Origin of the sequence: Epilithonimonas caeni DSM 17710 (genome assembly GCF_000426465.1) — a bacterium.
In the GTDB taxonomy this organism is placed as follows: Bacteria; Bacteroidota; Bacteroidia; order Flavobacteriales; family Weeksellaceae; genus Epilithonimonas; species Epilithonimonas caeni.
Map to the genome: position 1 here is coordinate 289,664 of NZ_AUFK01000009.1, position 20,393 is coordinate 310,056.

The following is a 20,393-nucleotide window of genomic DNA, read 5'->3' on the forward strand; positions in this document are numbered from 1 at the left end:
TTATCTTTTATAAAATAATGAGTGAAGAAAAGGAAATGTCCTTTCTTGGACATATCGGAGAACTAAGGGCACATTTGGTAAGATCTATTCTGGCGATTGTGATTTTGGCGGTTATCGTCGGGTTCAATATCAATTGGGTAATGGACCATATTTTTTTCGGACCTACAAGAAATGACTTCTTGACATTCCGGATTGTGAATCATTTTTCCAGAGAACTGACGGGCAATGACAGTTTTGTTCTACCGGCACAGTTCAGTGTTCAGCAGAAGCAGTTGTTTCAACAGTTCAATGTCATGATGGCGGTTTCCATTTTCTCCGGATTGGTTTTAGCTTTTCCTTACATCGTTTGGGAAATTTGGAAATTCATAAGTCCGGCATTGATGCCTAAAGAAAAAAAGAATTCTATTTTCTATATCAATTCTATTTGGATCCTGTTTATGTGCGGTGTTTTGACGGGCTATTTTCTGATCTTGCCATTCGCGATCAATTTCGGGTTGCTGTTCAAGGTTTCAGATAATATCGTTCAGCTTTTCGATCTGTCAGATTACACTACTCTATTCTTGCAAGTTACACTAGGGATGGGTGTTGTATTTCTATTTCCAATTGCGGTTTATATTTTAACATCAATCGGAATACTGACACCAAAATTCCTCAGAACTTACAGACGACACGCTATTGTCCTGATAATGGTAGTTGCAGCGATCATTACACCTGCTGATGTTCTGAGTATGATGGCAGCCGCACTTCCTCTCGTCATTCTTTACGAGATAAGTGTTCTGATGTCGAACTTTATTTATAAAAAAATCCAAAGGCAGGATCTGAAAAACGAAAATTAAAACTCAGGTATAAAATAAAGATCAGCAGTTATATTGCTGATCTTTTATTATCCTTTCACGATCTCTTTTCTGATCCTGCTGAGAGACGTATCTGTAATTCCCAGATAAGAAGCTATATTTTTAAGTGGTGCAAATTTCAGGACATCGGGTTTTTCTTGAATTAAGTTCAGATAACGTTCTGTAGCTGATTTGGTTATCATTTCTACAGAACGGTTTTTCAGATAGAATAATTGATAAGACATCCACGCTCTTCCCCATTCCGTAAGTGCGGGAATGGTCAAAAACAATTCCTGAAAATCATCATAACCGATCCTCCAGACCACACAATCTGTCTCTGCCTGGATGTTTTCTATCGATGGAATTCTTTGGAACAAAGATGATGCTTCTATGATAATATCATTAATCGTGAAAAAATTGATCGTGATATCATCATTATTAATATCATAAACAAAAGAACGTACAACGCCACTTTCCAAAACAAAATAATCATCGGAGATCTCATTCTCTTTCAGAAAGAAATCACCTTTTTTACAATTGATTTTTTGGTGTTTGTTGAAGATAAGATTAAGGTCTTCTTCGGAAAATGCGGGATGCTGATAAATATTTTTTAAAACGTCCATAAATGAAAAAAACGGAAAATCTAAAATAATAGATTTCCCGTTATAAAGAATAATTTTATTAAAATTTTTATTTCAAGGCATTTACAGCCGCTTCGTAATTTGGTTCCTGTCCTATTTCCGGAACTTGTTCTGTGTAGATTACCGTTCCTTTTTCGTCCAAAGCAATCACAGCTCTGCTCAATAACCCCCTCAATGGAGAATCATCCAGGGTCACACCATAATCCTCCCCGAAATTTCCTCTGAAATCTGACAATACTTCTACATTATCGAGACCTTCGGCTGCACAGAATCTGTTCAATGCAAAAGGCAGATCTCTAGAAACATTGATAACAACAGTATTTTCCAAAGAACTCGCTTCTTTGTTGAATTGTCTTGCAGAAGCAGCGCAAACACCGGTATCAATGCTTGGAAAGATATTCAGCAACACTTTTTTGCCTGTATAATCTGCTAAGTGTTTTTCTGATAGATCAGCTCCAACTAATGTGAATTCCTGAGCAGTGGCTCCAACTTCCGGCAAAGTTCCAACAGTATGGATCGGATTCCCTTTGAATGTAATTTGTGACATAATAATTTATATTGAATTCCAAATTTAGAGAATTTTTATAATTAAAGCACCAACAAAATTCCTTATTTTCGCACCCGAACTATTATGTACACAATGAGAAAATTCAATCTAGGTGTATTACTGGTTTTTCCTTTGTTAGGAAGCGCTCAGTCGGTCATTGGGAATATTAATTCCGGTGCTGTTTCTGAGAATTCCTTCAACCATTCTGTAGGAGAAATCTATGTAATACCGTCTAATCCGGACGATGCAAGTTCCGGAACAATGGGAATCTTATACCAAACAACTCTAAAGGTTTTAGGAATTAATGAAATTTTGAAGGATGAAATTAGAATCTATCCTAATCCAACAACCGATTTTATCAATCTAAAATTAAGCTCAAAAAATAAAATTGATGAAGCTGTGATTTATGACAATTCCGGCAGAATGATTTTAAGAACAAGAATCGAATCGGATAAAATAGATTTGCGTTCGCTTAATACAGGAATCTATCTGCTTTATTTCACAAACACGGACATCAAACCTATTAAAATTATAAAAAAATAAAAACCAAATGAAAAAACTCTACACCGCTTTAAGTTTATTTTTAGCTTCATTCGCATACTCTCAAGTTCCACAGGCTTTCAGTTATCAGACAATTGCTTTCAATTCTGCAGGTGCTCCAATTGCTAATGGAAACGTCAAATTAAGAATTAGCATTCTGGACAATTCTGCAACAGGAACTGTTTTATATACTGAGACTCATACAAAAACAACCAATTCCAAAGGTTTGGTTAACCTTAATATCGGACAAGGAACTGCAACTACAGGAAACTTCAGCGGAATCAATTGGGGAACGAATACCAAATTTGTAAAAGTAGAAATGGACCCAGCTGGTGGAAGTAATTATACTAATGTTGGCGTAAATCAGCTGATGAGTGTTCCTTATGCTCAGGTCAGTAAAACTGTTGTGACTGGTCCGGGGCAAGGAATTACTTTGGTTTCTCCAAATGGAACTCCTTATGAGCTAAATGTCAACGATAATGGTCAATTATCTTTACCAACTTCCAATTCTTCAAGCACAGCGGCTTCTAATTTATATCTTTATGGTTCTTTTAATAATTGGTCACCAGCTTCTGCATTAGAATTTGGAAAGAACGTACAACCATTTGGCTCGGGTTATAATGGTTTTATTTATTTAAAAGCAGGAGACCAAATTAAATTCTTAGCAGATAAAACAGGAAATGTTATATATGGTGGAAATGATGGATTAAATGGAAATATTGTTAAGAATGGAAATGCCATCACAATTCCTTCTAATGGTTATTATCGAATCGCAATTGACCAAAATAATAGTTATTATCAAATTTTTTCTATAAATGTAAAATTTGGATATGATTACACCATGAAATTAGACAACTCTACTCCTTCTTATACAAATTTTAATATGCAGAATGTATATCCAAGCAGTATGAGTTATTATGTGGAAATTGGCAGTAATGATTTTGGAGATAATCTAGCGGATGGAAGCTTAGATTACAATGGGCCAAAGATTGTCCTGCCTGGAAATAATGTATTAAAAACTAAAATTAATTTCAACGGCTCTGGTAGTTATTCTTATGTCCCTTGGTACACTCCACCATCAAATCTTTATATGAAGGTATATTATACCAATGGAACAAGTGGTAATCAGTCAATAACAATGTCTTCTCCTGCCGCAAGCATTTACAATGGAACTTTTACGACAGCTCATCCTGCTGTAATATATTTTACAGATTCTTATTCTGGGAATGGTACAATTCAATATGGAGGGCAAAATAATATTATTACTCCTGCTGGACAAGGTTTTATTAACATTCCAGAACCTGGTAGTTATTCTGTAAAACTAGATTTCACAACATCAAGTTATACGGTTCAAAAACAATAAACACAATGAGACTGCAATAAGCAGTCTTTTGTGTATAATTAACAAGAAAAACACTCAAAAATCATATTTCAGTATCATAAAATTATTATAAAAACACTAAATTTGTATGTTTTGAAAAACAGTAAATAAAATCAACTACTATAATGTCAGAAAAATCAAAAATTATCTACACGCTTACGGATGAAGCGCCAATGCTTGCAACACATTCTTTTTTGCCTATCGTTAAGGCCTTTACTTCGGTTGCAGATATTAACATCGTTCCAAAAGACATTTCACTTTCAGGGAGAATCCTGGCTAACTTTCCAGAGTTCCTGAAAGACGACCAAAAAATCGGAGATGCCTTGGCAGAATTGGGTGAACTGGCGACCACTCCTGAAGCAAACATTATTAAATTACCAAATATTTCTGCCTCCGTTCCTCAGTTGGACGAGGCGATTGCAGAATTACAATCCAAAGGTTTCGCCGTTCCAAACTATCCTGCCGAACCAAAAACTGAAGAAGAAAAAGCAATCAAGGCTAAATATGCTAAAGTTCTAGGTTCTGCTGTTAATCCTGTTCTAAGAGAAGGAAATTCTGACAGACGTGCACCAAAAGCAGTTAAAAACTACGCCAAAGCAAATCCACACAAAATGGGAGCTTGGGCTGCTGACAGTAAAACCGACGTAGCTCATATGAACAGCGGCGATTTTTATGGAACAGAAACTTCCACTACTGTTGAAACTGACGGAAAATTCAGAATTGTTTTCTTTGGGAATGACGGTTCTGAGAAAGTTCTTAAAGATTTCGCAAACCTTAAGGCCGGTGAAGTAATCGATTCTTCTGTAATGAACCTTAATTCACTGAAAGCATTTGTTCAAACAGCAATCGATGAAGCAAAGCAAAGAGGCGTGATCCTTTCTGCACACCTGAAAGCAACGATGATGAAAATCTCTGACCCAATTATCTTCGGAGCAATTGTTGAAACTTTCTTTAAAGATGTTTTTGCTAAATATGCTGAGACTTTCAAATCTCTGGATATCAATCCAAACAACGGATTACAGAATCTCTACGATAAAATTGCAGGAATTCCTCAAGAAGCTGAAATCAAAACTGACATCGAGAAAGCTCTTGAAAACGGACCTAGAGTTGCAATGGTAAATTCTGACAAAGGCATCACTAATTTCCACGTTCCTTCTGATATCATCGTTGATGCATCTATGGCTGCATTAATCAGAAATGGAGGGAAAATGTGGGACAAAACCGGTGCTGAAGACGACACAGTGGCTATTATTCCGGACCGTTCTTACGCAGGATTTTATCAGGCAGCAATTGATGATATGAAAGCGAACGGGAAACTGGACCCAACAACAATGGGTTCTGTTCCTAATGTTGGTCTGATGGCTCAAAAAGCGGAAGAATATGGTTCTCACGACAAGACTTTCCAGGCAGAAGCCGACGGAACTGTAAAAGTTCTTGATGAAAACGGAAACGTTCTTTTGGAACAAAAAGTAGAGAAATATGATATCTTCAGAATGTGTCAGACTAAAGATGCGCCAATCCAAGATTGGGTAAAATTAGCTGTAAACAGAGCAAGATTATCTGATACGCCTGCTATTTTCTGGTTAGATAAAGCAAGAGCTCACGATAGAGAAATCATCAAAAAAGTTGAGAAATATCTTAAAGATTACGATACAACCGGACTCGACATCAGAATCCTAGATGTGAAAGATGCAATGACGGAAACGCTTAAAAGAGCAAGAGAAGGCAAAGATACCATCTCGGTTTCTGGAAACGTTTTGAGAGATTATTTAACCGACCTATTCCCTATTTTGGAACTTGGAACTTCTGCAAAAATGTTGTCTATCGTTCCTTTGATGAACGGTGGCGGTTTGTTCGAAACTGGTGCTGGAGGTTCTGCGCCTAAACACATCGAACAGTTTATCGAAGAAGGTTATCTGAGATGGGATTCTTTGGGTGAATTCTTAGCGCTGCAGGCTTCTTTGGAACATTTGGCTCAGACTCAGAATAATCCAAAAGCTCAGATTTTGGCTGATGCTTTGGACGAAGCTAACGCAAAATTCTTAGCAGAAGATAAATCTCCGGGAAGAAAATTGGGAACAATTGATAACAGAGGTTCACATTTCTATCTGGCAACTTATTGGGCAGAAGCTTTAGCAAATCAAACTAAAGATGCTGATATCGCTTCTAGATTTGCTCCACTTGCAAAAGCTTTGACAGAAAATGAAAGCAAGATCAATGAAGAGCTCATCGGTGCTCAAGGCAAACCTCAGGAAATCGATGGTTATTACAGACCTGATTTCGAGAAAACGGACAAAGCAATGAGACCTTCTGCAACGCTGAATGAAATCGTCAACGGAATCTAATCCGATTCTTGTTAAAATTAATATAAAACCCTCGACAAATGTTGAGGGTTTTCTTTTGTTTAATTAATTTGCAGAGGGAAATTAAAATTAATATTTATGACGCTTTTTGATATGAAAAAAATCTTTATTTTTTTTATTTATGTTGTTGGAATTTTGCCGTTTAAAGCTCAGGGAAGAATAGATAAAGCTATTCAGAATCTGGAACAGAATTACACTCAAGAGAAAGTCTATGTTCTCTTGGACAAAGACAACTATGTAGTTGGAGATAATATCTATTTTAAGTCATTCGTTTTTGATGGCTACAGGCGTTCGGCCATTTCTAATACACTATTTGTTGAATTATATGACCACAATAAAAATCTGGTAGACAAAAGAACAATTGCACTCAAAAACGGCGAAGGCGATGGCTCTTTTGCATTGACCGAAGCTTTAAAGGAAGATGTTTATTTTTTTCGGGCCTACACGGCCTGGATGGCAAATTTTCCTGAGGAGTTCAATTTTATGAGGCAGGTTCCGATTTACAACCCGAAATCTGAACAAAGATTGATTCTTGATAAAAACATAAAATGGACGGCCAATGTTTTTCCAGAAAGTGGAACTTTTGTTGAGAATATCAATACGAAAATTGCTGTAAGATTATTCTCACAAGGTACTCCGCCTGCGAGCTGGAGCGGATATGTTATAGATGCTGAAAAACCTGCTGAAAAAATTGTCAGTTTCAAAGGATTCGACCAAAATGTGAGTGCATTCAATCTTACACCAAAAGCAGGAAAAACTTACAAAGTCATTATTGAGGACAATAAAGGAACCAAACAAACCATTGCTTTGCCAGCTGTTTCTGATTCTGGAGTTAATCTTCAGATAGCGAGTGATAACGACGGAATCAATTATGCATTAAAAAGTAATAATCTTCCGGAAGGTCTGAAGGGCCACAGCATTGTTGGAATCATTAATAATCAAATGGTCTACAGAGCTAACATCAAAAATACTTCAGCAGAAATTTCCAGTAAAATTCCTACAAAGGTCAGTGATGACAAAAATGCGGTTTTACAATTGGTGATATTCAATGACAAGGAAGAAGTGGTTGCTAAAAGGCTTTGTTTCATTAAACCAAAAAACCTGATAATTGAACAACCGACTTTTGTTTCAACATCGTTCAACAATGACCCACGTGCCTTTAACAGTTTTGAATTAGAACCGGATACAGATTATCCAAGTTATACCGTCTTAATCAAAGAAAATACAAAAACAGAAAGCACAAACAACAATAATATCTTGAGTTCTCTCTGGCTGACAGGCGATTTTCCATCTCCTGTTTTTTCACCCGCTCAGTATTTTTCAAAAAATGCTAATACTGATGCTTTGGATGCTTTGTTAATTTCGGAAAGTTGGAAACGATTTGATTGGGATTCTCTTCTAGCAGGAAAAACGCCTGAAATCAAATACAAACCGGAATCCAATTTGTCTTTCAAAGGAAAAGTCACCAATAATGGTCGTATTATTCCAAATAAAAGTGTCAATTTATTATTTAATACGGGCGGAACCGACAAAGGGATTTCTCAAGCTGTAACGGATGATAATGGTTTTATTTATCTCAATAATATTTATTTTGATGAGCCTTTGACGGTTTCTTATTACCTGAATCAGGAGAAAAATAAAGCTTCAGAATCTGATAATGTGAATATCTATTTCCAGCCTTTGACAAACAATATTATCTACAAAGGCAATTTACCAGCTACCAATTATCGTTTGGTAGATCCTGGGCAGAATTCCCAAGTGAGTTCTGACGTTGCCAAAGCGCTTCAAAACAAGAAAAATCAACAAATCCTCAAAACCGCAAACGAGGAAACCCTAATTGAAGAAGTTAAGGTAACAGCAAAGAAAGTCGATTTAAAAGAAAAATTAGATAAAGAACTATCCAGTGGAAGATTCAGCAGTATGAATGCAACTATTTTTGATCTGGTCAATGAGAATCAAGATGCCCAAACTTCCCTTAACATTATGCAATGGTTGCAGGGAAGAGCGGCAGGGCTAACTTTTACTATGGATAATTCCGGCAATTATGTCCCAAGCATCCGTGGTTCACAAGCAAAGTTGTTTTTGGATGAAATGCCTGTTGATGCAAGTATGATTAACTCACTTCCTGTCAGCAATATTGCAATGGTAAAAATTTTGAAGAACGATGGTCTGGTTGGTAATGCAGTTGCTATTTATACAAAAAGAGGGAATATGTTGGCCGACCAAAAAGACGATAAAAAAGAACAGACCAACAAAACCATTCTAAGAGGCTATGATAAAGCAACTGAATTCGAACAGCCTGATATTACCAGTGATGCTTACAAGAAAGTTGCAAAGGACACACGTGAACTACTATATTGGAATCCTAATCTAACTCAAGAATCAGGACTTCCTGCGAGAGCCATATTCTTCAATAATGATGAAGCAAAAAACAGAGAAATCATGATCATAAGTTTTGACAAAGATGACAGGCTTCTTTATTATGATGAAATAAAATAAAACCAAAAGCTTCTCAAATCTGAGAAGCTTTTTTTATAATATTTTCAATCTCTTTCGCTTTGTTCACAGTCATAAAATGTCCGCCGTTCTCAATCATAACATCAGCTTTTATATTTTTAATTGGAATAATTCTGTTTCTATTCCCATGGATATGAAAACAGTTTTCAGGATAAGTTTCATTTTTCCAATTTGCGATTTCATTGATTGCCCAGGAGAAAAAGTCAAGGTTCGTATCTCGTAAAATTTCTTTTAAAAGTTGTTTTTCAGAATCAGATTCGATTCCTAAAAGCCAATTGGTTATTGAGTTTTGTTGTTTGAAAATCTTTTTTGGAATTAATTTGATGAGATTCAATTTTCCAAATATTCGATAGATCAATGGAAGTTCAAACTTATTTTTTGCAGAAGCAATCAGAATCAATTTTTCGACTTTAATGATTTTGGAAATTTCAACAGCTAACATTCCACCAAAAGATAACCCTATCAAAATTGGATTTACATAATTAATTTTCTTCGAAATTCTAAGAGCATAATTTTCCAGGCTTTCATTTTCCAAAGGTTCAATCCAATCTATAAATTCAACATCCAAAGTTTCGAAGTTAATATTGTCAAAAACTCTTTTATCAACACCTAAACCACTGAAAACATAAATCTTACTCATATCCGAATATAAAAAAAGACTGAAAATTTCAGCCTTTTAATTTTTTATAACATTTTCAGGTTGTTCACTTCCTGTTCCGTAAGGATCCTCCAGTGTCCGCGTTTGATATTTTTCTTGGTAAGTCCGGCAAACATTACTCTGTCAAGCGCTTCAACCTCATAACCTAGTTTTTGAAAAATTCTTCTGATAACTCTGTTCCAACCAATATGAATCTCGATTCCGATTTCATTCTTAGGTTTCCCTTCTATGAAAGAAATACTGTCAACTTCTGCAACACCTTCTTCCAAACGGATTCCTTCACCAATTGCTTTCATATCATCGTTAGTCAGTTTTCTGTCCAGCGTTACATGATAGATTTTTCTCATATTGAAAGATGGATGCGTCAGCTTCTTTGTCATATGACCGTCATTCGTCAAAAGAATGACACCCGTTGTTTGTCTGTCCAATCTTCCAACAGGGAAAATCCTGTATGGAGAAGCATTCGCAGTCAAATCCATAACCGTTTTTCTCGCCTTATCATCTTTGGTTGTCGAGATGTAACCTTTTGGCTTGTTCAATAGAACATACACTGGCTTTTCAGGCGTGATGTTTTGTCCGTCAAAAACGACTCTGTCCGTTTTCTGAACCTGATAGCCCATTTCGGTTACCACTTTTCCGTTCACTTCTACAAGACCTTGCGTAATCAGTTCATCTGCCTCTCTCCTACTGCAAATCCCAGAATTTGCAATATATTTATTAAGTCTGATGGTATCTTTGAAAACCTCTTTGCTTATTTTCTCGAATCTTCTTCTCTGAATAAAAGATTTCGTTTTATCTTCGTCTTTTTCGGCTCTGCTAAAAGGTTTTTTCGGTCCGAATTTTCTATCGCCATTTTCATATTTGTCACGGCTGTCAAATCGGTCTGCACCTCTTTTAGTTTTTGGTCCGCGAGAATTGCCTGTTGGTCTGCTTCCTCCAGAATTTCCTCTACTGTCGCTGGAGCTACGGGAGTTTCCGGAAGGTCTGCTACCTCCAGATGGTCTTGGTTTTTTGTTTCTACCTGATTGATTTCCGTCTCCGCTCATTTTCTAAAATTTTTGCAAAGATAGTGATTTAGTTAAGAGTTACGAATTCTTAGCTAATATTTAAGAAATTTGAGAATAATGTAAAACTTTATTTTATTCTAAGATGGCAAATTATGAACAAAATATTTACCTCATAGACACATAGTTCTTTCAGAAAATATAGATTGAATAGTTTTCAAAGTCTATTTTTATTTACTAATAGAAAAAAGTATTTCATTTTCTATATATTTCTCTTGTAAAAAATATAATCCGTATTGATTGGCTCCAATCCGGCCTGCTTCATCAGCATTGCAATCTGACCACGGTGATAGGTAGAATGATTGATAAAATGGAACAAAATCTCTTGAATCGAGTTTTGAAAATCATCCCCTTTTGAATTTCTGTAAGCGATGATTTCATCAAAATTTCTTTCGTTCAGAATTTTGATGCTATTTTCGAAATTAGATTGATTGATGTCCAAAAGTTTTCCATCGGAATTGATTTGCCAAACTCCAAATGTATCTTGATTAAGGATTCTTGCATTCCAGATTTGATGTGCATTCAGAATGTGATTGAGAAGATTCTTGCTCTTCTCAGTCCACACATAATTATTTACCAGAAAATTCTGAATCAATAATTGATTATAATGCAGATTATATTCTAAAAGGTTTTGAAAATATTCTTTCATTATTCAAACATTTCCGCCAGACGGACAGCTTTTATTTCATTAAGGTCATAAAGCTCTTCAATAGATTTCTTTACTTCAAATTTAGGATAAAGATTAACACCAATTAATTTGATTTTTCCTTCTTCAACCCAGCTTTGTTCTTTCACAGCTTGTTCAAAAATCATTTTATGGATTTCACCTGATCTTAAAAGTTCAAGATAACCACCTTTTTCTTCGATTTCAATGAATAATTTCCAAGATTTTTCGGCAAATTGCTGCGTGATATCTTCCACAAAATAACTTCCGGAAGAAGCATCCTCAAATACATTGATAATACTTTCGTAAGCTAAAACGATCTGTTGTTTGAAAGAAATTTCTTTTGAAAGCTCTGTTTGATTTTCAATTTTATAATCATTAGAAAAAACAGCATCAGCTCCGCCAATCATTGCAGAAGCCAATTCCAGGGTTGAACGAATCAGATTATTATCTGCATCATTTTTAGCTTTATTTCTGAATGAAGTTTCAGCAAAAATATAAGGAACCAAATCTTTTTCAAATTCTTTAGAAAGCTGATTGAACAGATATTTGAAAGCTCTGATTTTAGCAATTTCAAAGAAATAATTAGAACCAATTGCAAATCGGAAAACCAATTTTTCAAGAATCTCCTGACCAAATTTTTCTACTAATTCTTTAGATTTCGCTAATGCAAAAACCAATTGGTGAATGATAGAAGCCCCGGCATTTTGATGTAAACTAACATCAACGCCAATCTGTCTTTCAAATGATTTTGATAATAATTCACCAGCCAAATGTTCATTGATTTTCGCATTTTTATCATCAGAAAAAACATCGATCAAAGAAAAATATCGATTGGTTCCTTCTGTTAAAATGTGTTCTGCTAAATCCGGATTGTTGATGAAAATTGCTTTTTCCTCTAAACCTTCAACATTTTCATTCAAGAGAAAAGCAAAAGCCTGTTCTTCCAGACCATCCTGATACTCTGCAACAAGATGTGTGCTTTCTTCAACTTTTGGAAGGATTTTTGTCTCAAGATTATTTTGATAATATGGTTTTACAATGATATTTTCCAGATTATCTTTAGTAAGAATTTCATAAATATTTTCTGTTTTGAGCTGCTTCTTTACAAGCTGTTCCCAATCTTCCAGCGTATTTTCTATGAAACTCATTTTGTATTATTTTTTTGCGATTTTAGAACTGTCGACTACCAATATGAAAATCTCCTCGTTCGGCTTTTTCATAAAGTAATTTTCACGGGCGTATTTTTCTTTTTCCTGCTTGTTATTCATCAGTTTACGATAGAATTTATCATTCTTTTCGTATTCTGTTTTGTAGAATTCACGCTGGTTTTCATAACGCGAAATTTCTCCATTCAGTTCATTGATAACCAGAAAAGAAGTGCTGTCAAAAAATATCATCCAGACCAAAAATCCAACCAATGTCAACACATATTTGTTGAAAATATAAGTCTGGAAAAACTTCAGCGTTGGCGATTTTTTCTTGATATCTTTTATCAGTTCTTTCATAATGAATGAATTAAGATTAATGAACTTTTTTAAGCGAATTGTTAATCACAGTCGTCAAGAAATCAATGGCTACAGAATTCTGCTTCATATTCGGAACTATCAGATCCGCCTCGTTTTTAGAGGGCTCGATAAATTCCTGATGCATCGGTTTCAAAGTCGTCTGATATCTATGCAAAACTTCCTGCAAATCCCTTCCTCTTTCCTGTGTATCTCTACGGATTCTGCGGATCAATCTTTCATCCGAATCTGCGTGGACAAAAACTTTCAGGTCAAATTCTTTCAGCAATTCTTTGTTTGTCAGAACTAAAATCCCTTCCACGATCAGAACACTTCTTGGCTCCACTGTTACATGGTCGCCCGTTCTGGAATGGGTTACGAAAGAATAAATCGGCTGTTCTATGCTCTGATGGTTTTTCAGGGCTTTAACGTGTTCTAACAGAAGTTCAAAATCGATAGATTTTGGATGGTCGTAATTGAGAACTTCTCTTTCAGATAAAGTAAGGTTTGGATTGTCGTGATAATAATTATCTTGAGAAAGCACATTAACACCTTCTAAATTAAGTTGTTGAAGAATTTTGTTAACAACCGTTGTCTTTCCGGAACCTGTTCCTCCGGCAATTCCTATCACGAGCATCTCTACATTTTTTACAAAAATAGTATAATTTTTTTTCGGACTCAAATAAAAAATTGATTTCACAAAAAAAGCTGCAATTTGCAGCTTCCTTTATTATCGTCGTCCGGAATTATCATTATTCCTGATTTGCGGTTGTGACTGTTCCTGCTTCTGAGGTGTAACTTTGATTTTATTAGACTCTCTTCTAGTTGGCTGGACCCTAATGTTATTATTCTGTTGGGTTCTTCCATTGTTCGGCTGAACTCTAATGTTGTTATTCTGCTGAGTTCTCACGTTGTTCGGTTGAACTCTAATGTTGCCATTCTGCTGATTTCTCACATTATTGGGTTGAACTCTTATACTATTCGATTGAGAACGGGCGTTGTTAGGGATTTGATTCTGCAAGGAACTACTTCTTTTTGGAGAAACAATTACCGTATTCCTGCTTCTATTATTGTAATTGTAAACGTTACCATTCCTATAGTAACTTCCATTATAGTCATAATAAACTATGTTTGGAGCATACCAATAGCCATCTGGTGATTGATAATATCCTGCTCTGTACCCATCTGAATAACCTTGTGAATAGGGATCATTGTATCCATAAGAATCTGTCGTTGCAACACATGAGACTAAGCTCATTGCAAAAACTGTCATTAATATTTTGATTGAATTTTTCATTTCTTCGATTTTTATATTTTCCAATATATAAGTTACAAAGAATCTGCCAAGATGGAATTAATTATAAAATCATAGAATGATCTATATTATTTTCATCCAAAATACAACTTTTGTGAGACAGTTTTTTAATAGACTATGCAATTCTTAGATTTATAATAATATCCTAAGTCTTTTACTTTTGATAATATTCCATTCTTTTGTACAGATACAATAAAAGCTTCTTTTGATTCAGGACAATTGACGTATTTGTTTACTTTAAGTTTATAGCCATAATCTGTTTTCACAAAACCATTCCCTTTTGAAGACCAAGTATCAATATCATAATCATTAATACGAGCAATCAAAAAAGCTTCTTTTTCATTATCTATTTCTCCAATAAATTTGCTTAGTTCTTCTGTATCTTGAACATAATACCAAATCTTATTTTTTAAATATAGAATTCTGTAATTACAATAACTTGGCTGACATCCTGAAAAGAATCCGTTTTCAGTTTTAGCTTCGGGAATGGGAATTTTTTTTGGAAGTTCCACATTACCTTTAGAAAATATTTTTTTAGGTGAAAAACCATACACATAATCAACTTGCCAATATTCCACATTTTTATTTGGAATTATAAACTTCAATAATTCCTCATCATAAGTTTCTTGTTCGGGTAATTTTTTAAAACTTTCATTACAAGAATTTAGAAAAAATATTAGAATTAATATAGAAAGTATTTTATACATTATCAATCATTTATTCTTCAGGAGAAATTCCCAAAACATAATAGAACACTGCCAAAACTCTGGCAAAGAATTCACGGGTGTGATTTCTGTAGAAACTTTCATTCTTACTGACATCCTGCGCATCAAATCCAAGCGCATTCATTCCATTGTTTCGAGCAAAGAACAAAGCTCTCAGGTTATGAAAACCTTGTGAAACGATGATGACATTTTTCTGCTTATAAACATTTTTACAACGAAGAATGCTTTTATGTGTATTGAAACCTTTCGGGTCTTTGATAATGATATTTTCCGGAACGCCTTCGTTATAGACAAGAAATCTTGTCATAGCTTCTGTTTCATCGTAGTTTTCACTTTTCTCTCCACTTACGATGATCTTTTTTATTTTGCCATGATGATAAAGCGTTCCGACCGCGTCCATTCTTGCCACAAAATAGGGATTTGCGACACCGGAACGCATCTTCGGGGAAGTTCCCAGAACCAAAGCACAATCTCTTGGTGGAACTTTGCTGATTTTTGTATAAGTTCTCCCGCTGGTAAGCGCATACACCCAGAAATTTGCTAAAACCATTAGCAAGATCCCAAGTTCCAAAAGTCTGAAAAGAACTTTTAAAATGTTTGTAAGCGCTTTCAACATATTTTAATGTAAATCAAAATCTAAATATACGTCTTTACTCATCGCTATGGAAACACAAGGCAAAATTTTCCCTTGAAGTTTCTCTTTTTCCGTCAAATATTCGTCTTCTGTCATATCCACCTCTCCATTTTTCAAATAGCAGAGACAGCTTCCACATATTCCGGATTTGCAGGAATATGGCAGTTTGTAACCCAGATCCAATAATTGCTGTAGAATTTTTCGTTCGTTATTTTTTAGAATGATTCCGTCCTTTTCAATATGATTGAATTTGATTTTGACATTCACATTCTCGATCAGAGGAAATTCTTTTTCAGTAGGATAAATATCTTCATTAAAAGCTTCAAACAATTCAAAATGAATGTTTTTTTTTGGAATCCCATGGTTGTAACAAGCATTCGCAACAGATTTTATCATTGCGCCGGGACCACATATCAAAACCTTGTCTGTACTATCCCAAATTGTCGATTCTTCGTCCTCTTCATCCAAATGGAGAATCTGATTGATGATCAAAGAAATTTTTCTCTCATCCAATCTTCCCTGGAAAAGTTTGTCTTTAATTGGTTCTTGTGACAGAAAATAATAAACCTGGAATCTTCCGACATTTTCTTTCTGCAGATCTTCCAGTTCCTGTTTCAGAACAATATCTTCATAACTTTTGTTGCCATAGAAAAGAAAGATCCTGGCAAACTGTTCATTATGAAGAATATTTTTGATATGACTTATAATTGGTGTAATTCCAATTCCGGAGGCGAAAGCCAGAATTGTTCTTTTCTCGTTCGGCCTTGAGGGAATAAAAAAACGTCCCAAAGGTTCACTCACAGAGATTTCATCATCAATCTGATAACTTTCGAATAAGAAGTTGGTTGAACTTTCGTCGCCATTGATTTTGATGGCCAATTCAATTTTATTTTCAAAAGGTGCGGATGTGAAAGAATAATCATTCTGAATTTCCTTTTCGTTGAAATGATATTTCAGCGTCACATATTGCCCGGCCTGATATTGATATTGCCGTTTCAGTTCCGCAGGAATCGCTAATTCCAACGCAAATGCATTTTTGGTAAGTTGACGTTTTTTAGCTATTTTTAGCCTGTGAAACTGAGGTTGATTCGCGATCGTTAATTGATTCTCCATTGTCAAGAATCAAATTTAATCAAATTTGGGAAAAGAAAAAATCTAAATAGCAAAGCTTGGTTTCAAATTTAAATAAAATAATCTATGAAAAAATTCCTGATATATTCCGTTTTGTCAATCAGCCTTTTAGCTTGTAAAAAGAACGACGAAAAAGTAGCTGAAACCGAAGCAAAAGAAGATTCGATACAAGTTAAGCCGACAAAATCGGAAGCTGATGTTGCAGGACTGACAGAACTTTCTCCTGAAAAAATCACGGAAGTTTTGAAGTCCAATCATTCTGATACACTTTATGTAACTAACTTCTTCGCAACTTGGTGTGGGCCATGTATGCAGGAGATTCCGCATTTCAGAAAAAAAATGGATGAATTGACCAATCAACCCGTGAAATTTACGTTTGTGAGTCTTGATAACAAAACGGATTGGGCAAGCAAAGTCAGTGATTTTGCAGACGAATATGATATTAGAAAAAATGTGATCCTTCTTGACGGAATGCTTTTGAAGCAGGAATTTTTCAAGCAAAATTTCCAATCCTGGAATGGAGAGGCAATTCCTTTTACATTAATCAGAAAAGGCGATAGATCTGATGAAACTGTTGGTTCTATGACCGAAGAGATGCTAAATCAGAAAATCGAGAAACTCTTAGCCAACAATAGTTCTTCTAAAATGATTGATAATAAGGAAAAAGCTATGATTGCCAGTCCGAAAAAATCTTTGAAATAATAATTAATTCTTGATGAAACGTTTTCCTGTTTTGGTAATTTTAATAATCCTCTTTGCGGTTATTGCGTTTTTCATCAATCTCAATATTGGTTTTGCAAAACTCAATTTTTCTGATTTTATCAATTCAGAATCTGAGAATTTTCAAATTGCCGGATTTAGGATCAATCGTGCTTTGGCAATGCTTTTGGCTGGAGTTGCGATTCCGACAAGCGGATTTCTTTTGCAGGAATATTTCAAGAATCCTTTGGCTGGTCCGGACGTCTTAGGAATCACTTCGGTTTCCAGTTTGTTTGTGGCGATCTACATTTTCTTTTCACAGGATATTCTAATTCCGGATTTTTTGCAGAATAGTTTTATCAGTTTATCATCGATCATAGGAAGCATTGCTTTGATGATGATTTTACTGTTATTTTCGAATCGGTTTCGGGATAGAAGTTTCATCATTATTTTCGGATTTTTGATTTCGGCTTTGGCTGGTGCTGTTGTTTCCTTTCTCCAGTTTTATGTGGAAAGTCAAAGTTTAAAGAATTATATGCTCTGGACTTTCGGAGCGAATAATCAGGCGAGTTTGATTCAGATTTCAATTCTTACAGTTTTAATAATTATTGGACTGATTTTCACTTTCAAATCCATAAAACCATTAATTGGGAATGCTCTTGGAGCAGCTTATGCAAAGAGTTTCGGAATCAGTCAATCTAAGCTTAAAATCAGTATTATTATAGCTTCTTCACTACTTTCTGCTTCGGTTACAGCGTTTTTAGGGCCGATTTTGTTTATTGGTGTTGTAGTTCCACATTTTTGCAGAATGATCTGGAATCCTGCGCAGCTTTGGCATCAATGGATCCTGAATATGATTTTGGGTATTTTCATCATGCAGGTCTTTTCGATTATTTCAGAATTAAGTCAATTTCCGATTAATATCATAACAACTTTCTTTGGGATTCCGGTGATTTTGTTGATGTTGATGAAAAATAAAGTTTAACACAAAGGCACAATTGTTTTTTATTAAACATCATGCTTTAAGGCACAAGTAATTTTAGCTAAGAAAACTTTGTGCCCTAAAACATGAAGGTGTTAAGTAAATTTTTGTGTCTTTGTGTTAAAACTGCGATTTTATTATCTTCGATAAAAAATACAAATGACAGAAAATGAATTATCAAAAATAGTTTTTGATGCTGGACTCAAGATTCACAAGAAATTGGGACCTGGATTATTTGAAACAGTTTATGAAGAATGTATGTTTTACGAACTACAAAAGCAAAATTTAAAAGTTGAAAAACAAATAGTTCTACCAATTGTTTATGAAGAATTGAAAATAAATAATGCATTTCGGATTGACATTATCATTGAAGATAAATTAATTTTAGAAATCAAAGCTGTTGAGTTTATAAACCCTTCGCATAAAGCACAATTATTAACTTATTTAAAAATGACAGGTTGCAAGTTGGGACTTCTAATCAATTTCAATGAAGAAACTTTTAAATCAGGAGTTACAAGAGTAATCAATGGTTATTTCTAAAATAAAAAATCAACTTTAAAAATTAACAAAGTTAATCCTCGTGCCTTAAAATACAATATTGTAATAAAATTATTTGTGCCTTTGTGATAAATTTATCTTTGCTAAAATAAATATGTTTTTAAAAATAAATCAAGCAACAATCGGTTACACGAATCCATTGGTTTCGGAGATTAATTCGTCTTTGGAATTAGGCGAAGTTTGTTTGTTAATGGGAAATAACGGCATCGGGAAAACTACTTTAATCAAATCAATTCTTGGCCAAAATAAACTTTTAAAAGGCAAAATTTCTATCAATGGAAAATTGATTCAAAAACTAGACTCCAACGAAATAGCTTCCCAGATTGCCATTGTTTTTTCTAAAGCGGAAATCCCGGATAATTATACGGTTACCGATTTGATTTCGCTCGGAAAATATATTCATTATCCCTATTATTTTAAATTAAATGAAACTGATAAACAGGAAATTTTCGAAATCATTAATAAACTCAATCTATCAGAATATCAGAACAAAAAACTAACTGAATTATCTGACGGAAATCTTCAAAAAACCTTTATTGGAAGAGCTTTAGCTCAGAATTCTCCTTTTATCATTCTGGACGAACCAACAACACATTTGGATGAAGAAAATAAACTGATGATTCTTTCATTGCTTAGAAATCTAGCAAGATCAGAAAACAAACTCATTCTTTTATCATCTCACGATTGGCGATTGGCAAAAGAATTTTCCGATAAGATCTGGTGGATCAAAGAAAAAAAACTCATCAGCGGAATCTCGGAAGAAGTCATTCTCAACAATCCTGAACTGATTACGCCTAAGATTTTAAACTTCAATCAGACATTTCATTCGCCAGATATTGATGCCCCGAAATTGGAAAAAGAAATGATGTTTTCTTACCTCCAAAAAAACTTCTCCCAGGATTTAAGAAAATTTAAATTGACGTTTAAAAATGATTTTTGGGAACTGAATTCGGAGAATTTTCATGATAATTGTCATGGTTTCCTAGAAATTAAACAGTCTTTGCAAACAGTGATTGAAACAAGTATTTCTAACTAAATAGATTTTTATCAATTTTATTTAATAAGAGTCGCATAATAATTAATCACTTGTAAATCAGTATTTTAAATAACTTAACATCAAAATACTATGCATGCATAGTATTTTTTTTATATTTGTAAAAAGCACTTCAATATGCCAGTTATGGAAAAGAAAAATTCAGAAAAAGTCGAAAGTATTGACTTGATGTTAAAGTCGGCTTGGTTAGCGGTCTCGAAAATGTATTCGGACCAGGCATCTCTGTACAATTCAACTGCAGTTCAAGCACTTACATTACTTAAAATTGATCCAAAGGAAGGAACCAGGAGCACAAACCTTGGCCCTAAAATGGCAATAGAACCGACTTCTCTTACAAGAATCATCAAGCTTCTTGAAGACAATGGTTATATCTACAAAGAAAAAACCACAACCGATAAACGGGAAGTCATTATCAAATTAACTGATAAAGGTATCAATTCCAGAAACTTATCAAAGGAAGTTGTTATTAATTTCAATAAGAAAGTATTGGAAAGAATTGCGCCTGAGAAATTTGAAGTTTTCAAGGAAGTGATGACAGACATCTTAAAAATCGCAAACGAACTGAATCACAAAAAATAAAGA

At 34.6% G+C, this 20,393-nt stretch carries 22 protein-coding genes; 10 read left to right on the forward strand and 12 right to left on the reverse strand.

Annotated features, from left to right (window positions below; genetic code table 11):
• Positions 1–17 precede the first annotated feature (17 nt).
• Positions 18–836 carry a twin-arginine translocase subunit TatC gene (gene tatC, locus K319_RS0102630; RefSeq protein WP_027382206.1) on the forward strand — a complete coding sequence of 273 codons (819 nt, stop codon included), beginning with the start codon at positions 18–20 and terminating at the stop codon, positions 834–836.
• Positions 837–883: 47 nt separating this feature from the next.
• On the opposite strand, the gene K319_RS0102635 is transcribed toward tatC, so the two are convergent.
• Positions 884–1,456: a Crp/Fnr family transcriptional regulator gene (locus K319_RS0102635; protein WP_027382207.1), complete on the reverse strand. Its 573-nt coding sequence runs from the start codon at positions 1,454–1,456 to the stop codon at positions 884–886.
• 67 nt (positions 1,457–1,523) lie between these two features.
• Entirely contained in the window at positions 1,524–2,021 is a 498-nt protein-coding gene (gene tpx, locus K319_RS0102640; protein WP_027382208.1) for a thiol peroxidase, read from the reverse strand.
• Between the two features lie 93 nt (positions 2,022–2,114).
• Here tpx and K319_RS0102645 point away from each other — a divergent pair, with 93 nt between their 5' ends.
• The 4 genes from K319_RS0102645 to K319_RS0102660 all read left to right on the forward strand — a co-directional run bounded on the left by K319_RS0102645 (position 2,115) and on the right by K319_RS0102660 (position 8,804).
• Entirely contained in the window at positions 2,115–2,564 is a 450-nt protein-coding gene (locus tag K319_RS0102645) for a T9SS type A sorting domain-containing protein (protein ID WP_027382209.1), read from the forward strand.
• A 7-nt stretch (positions 2,565–2,571) separates the two neighbouring features.
• The gene (locus tag K319_RS20895) at positions 2,572–3,924 is read left to right on the forward strand and encodes a cadherin repeat domain-containing protein (RefSeq protein ID WP_051230378.1); all 1,353 of its coding nucleotides are present in this window, start codon (positions 2,572–2,574) and stop codon (positions 3,922–3,924) included.
• A gap of 143 nt (positions 3,925–4,067) precedes the next feature.
• Entirely contained in the window at positions 4,068–6,287 is a 2,220-nt protein-coding gene (locus tag K319_RS0102655) for an NADP-dependent isocitrate dehydrogenase (protein ID WP_027382210.1), read from the forward strand.
• Positions 6,288–6,398: 111 nt separating this feature from the next.
• Complete coding sequence (locus K319_RS0102660; RefSeq protein ID WP_027382211.1) at positions 6,399–8,804, forward strand: hypothetical protein; 2,406 nt, start codon at positions 6,399–6,401, stop codon at positions 8,802–8,804.
• A 13-nt stretch (positions 8,805–8,817) separates the two neighbouring features.
• Here the strand turns inward: K319_RS0102660 and K319_RS0102665 are convergent, their stop codons facing one another.
• From K319_RS0102665 to K319_RS0102710, 10 genes are all read right to left on the reverse strand, one after another.
• Entirely contained in the window at positions 8,818–9,462 is a 645-nt protein-coding gene (locus tag K319_RS0102665) for an alpha/beta fold hydrolase (protein WP_027382212.1), read from the reverse strand.
• Positions 9,463–9,506: 44 nt separating this feature from the next.
• Complete coding sequence (locus K319_RS0102670) at positions 9,507–10,526, reverse strand: pseudouridine synthase (RefSeq protein WP_027382213.1); 1,020 nt, start codon at positions 10,524–10,526, stop codon at positions 9,507–9,509.
• Between the two features lie 220 nt (positions 10,527–10,746).
• Positions 10,747–11,193, reverse strand: a complete 447-nt coding sequence (locus K319_RS0102675; RefSeq protein ID WP_027382214.1) for a DinB family protein — start codon at positions 11,191–11,193, stop codon at positions 10,747–10,749.
• Complete coding sequence (locus K319_RS0102680; RefSeq protein ID WP_027382215.1) at positions 11,193–12,359, reverse strand: methylmalonyl-CoA mutase family protein; 1,167 nt, start codon at positions 12,357–12,359, stop codon at positions 11,193–11,195. Before K319_RS0102680 ends, K319_RS0102675 begins: the two co-directional genes overlap by 1 nt.
• Before the next feature lie 6 nt (positions 12,360–12,365).
• Entirely contained in the window at positions 12,366–12,716 is a 351-nt protein-coding gene (locus K319_RS0102685; RefSeq protein WP_027382216.1) for an FtsB family cell division protein, read from the reverse strand.
• 16 nt (positions 12,717–12,732) lie between these two features.
• On the reverse strand, positions 12,733–13,350 hold the full coding sequence (gene udk, locus K319_RS0102690) for a uridine kinase (protein WP_027382217.1): 618 nt from the start codon (positions 13,348–13,350) through the stop codon (positions 12,733–12,735).
• Between the two features lie 93 nt (positions 13,351–13,443).
• Positions 13,444–14,010: a hypothetical protein gene (locus tag K319_RS20900; RefSeq protein ID WP_156907035.1), complete on the reverse strand. Its 567-nt coding sequence runs from the start codon at positions 14,008–14,010 to the stop codon at positions 13,444–13,446.
• Positions 14,011–14,135: 125 nt separating this feature from the next.
• On the reverse strand, positions 14,136–14,735 hold the full coding sequence (locus K319_RS0102700; RefSeq protein ID WP_027382219.1) for a hypothetical protein: 600 nt from the start codon (positions 14,733–14,735) through the stop codon (positions 14,136–14,138).
• Positions 14,736–14,745: 10 nt separating this feature from the next.
• Positions 14,746–15,303 carry a SanA/YdcF family protein gene (locus K319_RS0102705; RefSeq protein ID WP_156907051.1) on the reverse strand — a complete coding sequence of 186 codons (558 nt, stop codon included), beginning with the start codon at positions 15,301–15,303 and terminating at the stop codon, positions 14,746–14,748.
• A gap of 69 nt (positions 15,304–15,372) precedes the next feature.
• Positions 15,373–16,500, reverse strand: a complete 1,128-nt coding sequence (locus K319_RS0102710) for a 2Fe-2S iron-sulfur cluster-binding protein (RefSeq protein ID WP_027382221.1) — start codon at positions 16,498–16,500, stop codon at positions 15,373–15,375.
• 84 nt (positions 16,501–16,584) lie between these two features.
• Between K319_RS0102710 and K319_RS19705 the strand changes: the two genes are divergently transcribed.
• From K319_RS19705 to K319_RS0102735, 5 genes are all read left to right on the forward strand, one after another.
• Positions 16,585–17,220 (forward strand): TlpA family protein disulfide reductase, encoded by a 636-nt coding sequence (locus K319_RS19705; RefSeq protein ID WP_084403389.1) that lies wholly within the window; start codon positions 16,585–16,587, stop codon positions 17,218–17,220.
• Positions 17,221–17,233: 13 nt separating this feature from the next.
• Positions 17,234–18,202, forward strand: coding sequence for a FecCD family ABC transporter permease (locus K319_RS0102720; protein ID WP_034671277.1), 969 nt, complete (start codon positions 17,234–17,236; stop codon positions 18,200–18,202).
• 156 nt (positions 18,203–18,358) lie between these two features.
• Complete coding sequence (locus tag K319_RS0102725) at positions 18,359–18,739, forward strand: GxxExxY protein (RefSeq protein ID WP_027382223.1); 381 nt, start codon at positions 18,359–18,361, stop codon at positions 18,737–18,739.
• 112 nt (positions 18,740–18,851) lie between these two features.
• The gene (locus K319_RS0102730; RefSeq protein WP_027382224.1) at positions 18,852–19,793 is read left to right on the forward strand and encodes an ABC transporter ATP-binding protein; all 942 of its coding nucleotides are present in this window, start codon (positions 18,852–18,854) and stop codon (positions 19,791–19,793) included.
• A 144-nt stretch (positions 19,794–19,937) separates the two neighbouring features.
• The gene (locus K319_RS0102735; RefSeq protein WP_027382225.1) at positions 19,938–20,390 is read left to right on the forward strand and encodes a MarR family winged helix-turn-helix transcriptional regulator; all 453 of its coding nucleotides are present in this window, start codon (positions 19,938–19,940) and stop codon (positions 20,388–20,390) included.
• Positions 20,391–20,393 lie beyond the last annotated feature (3 nt).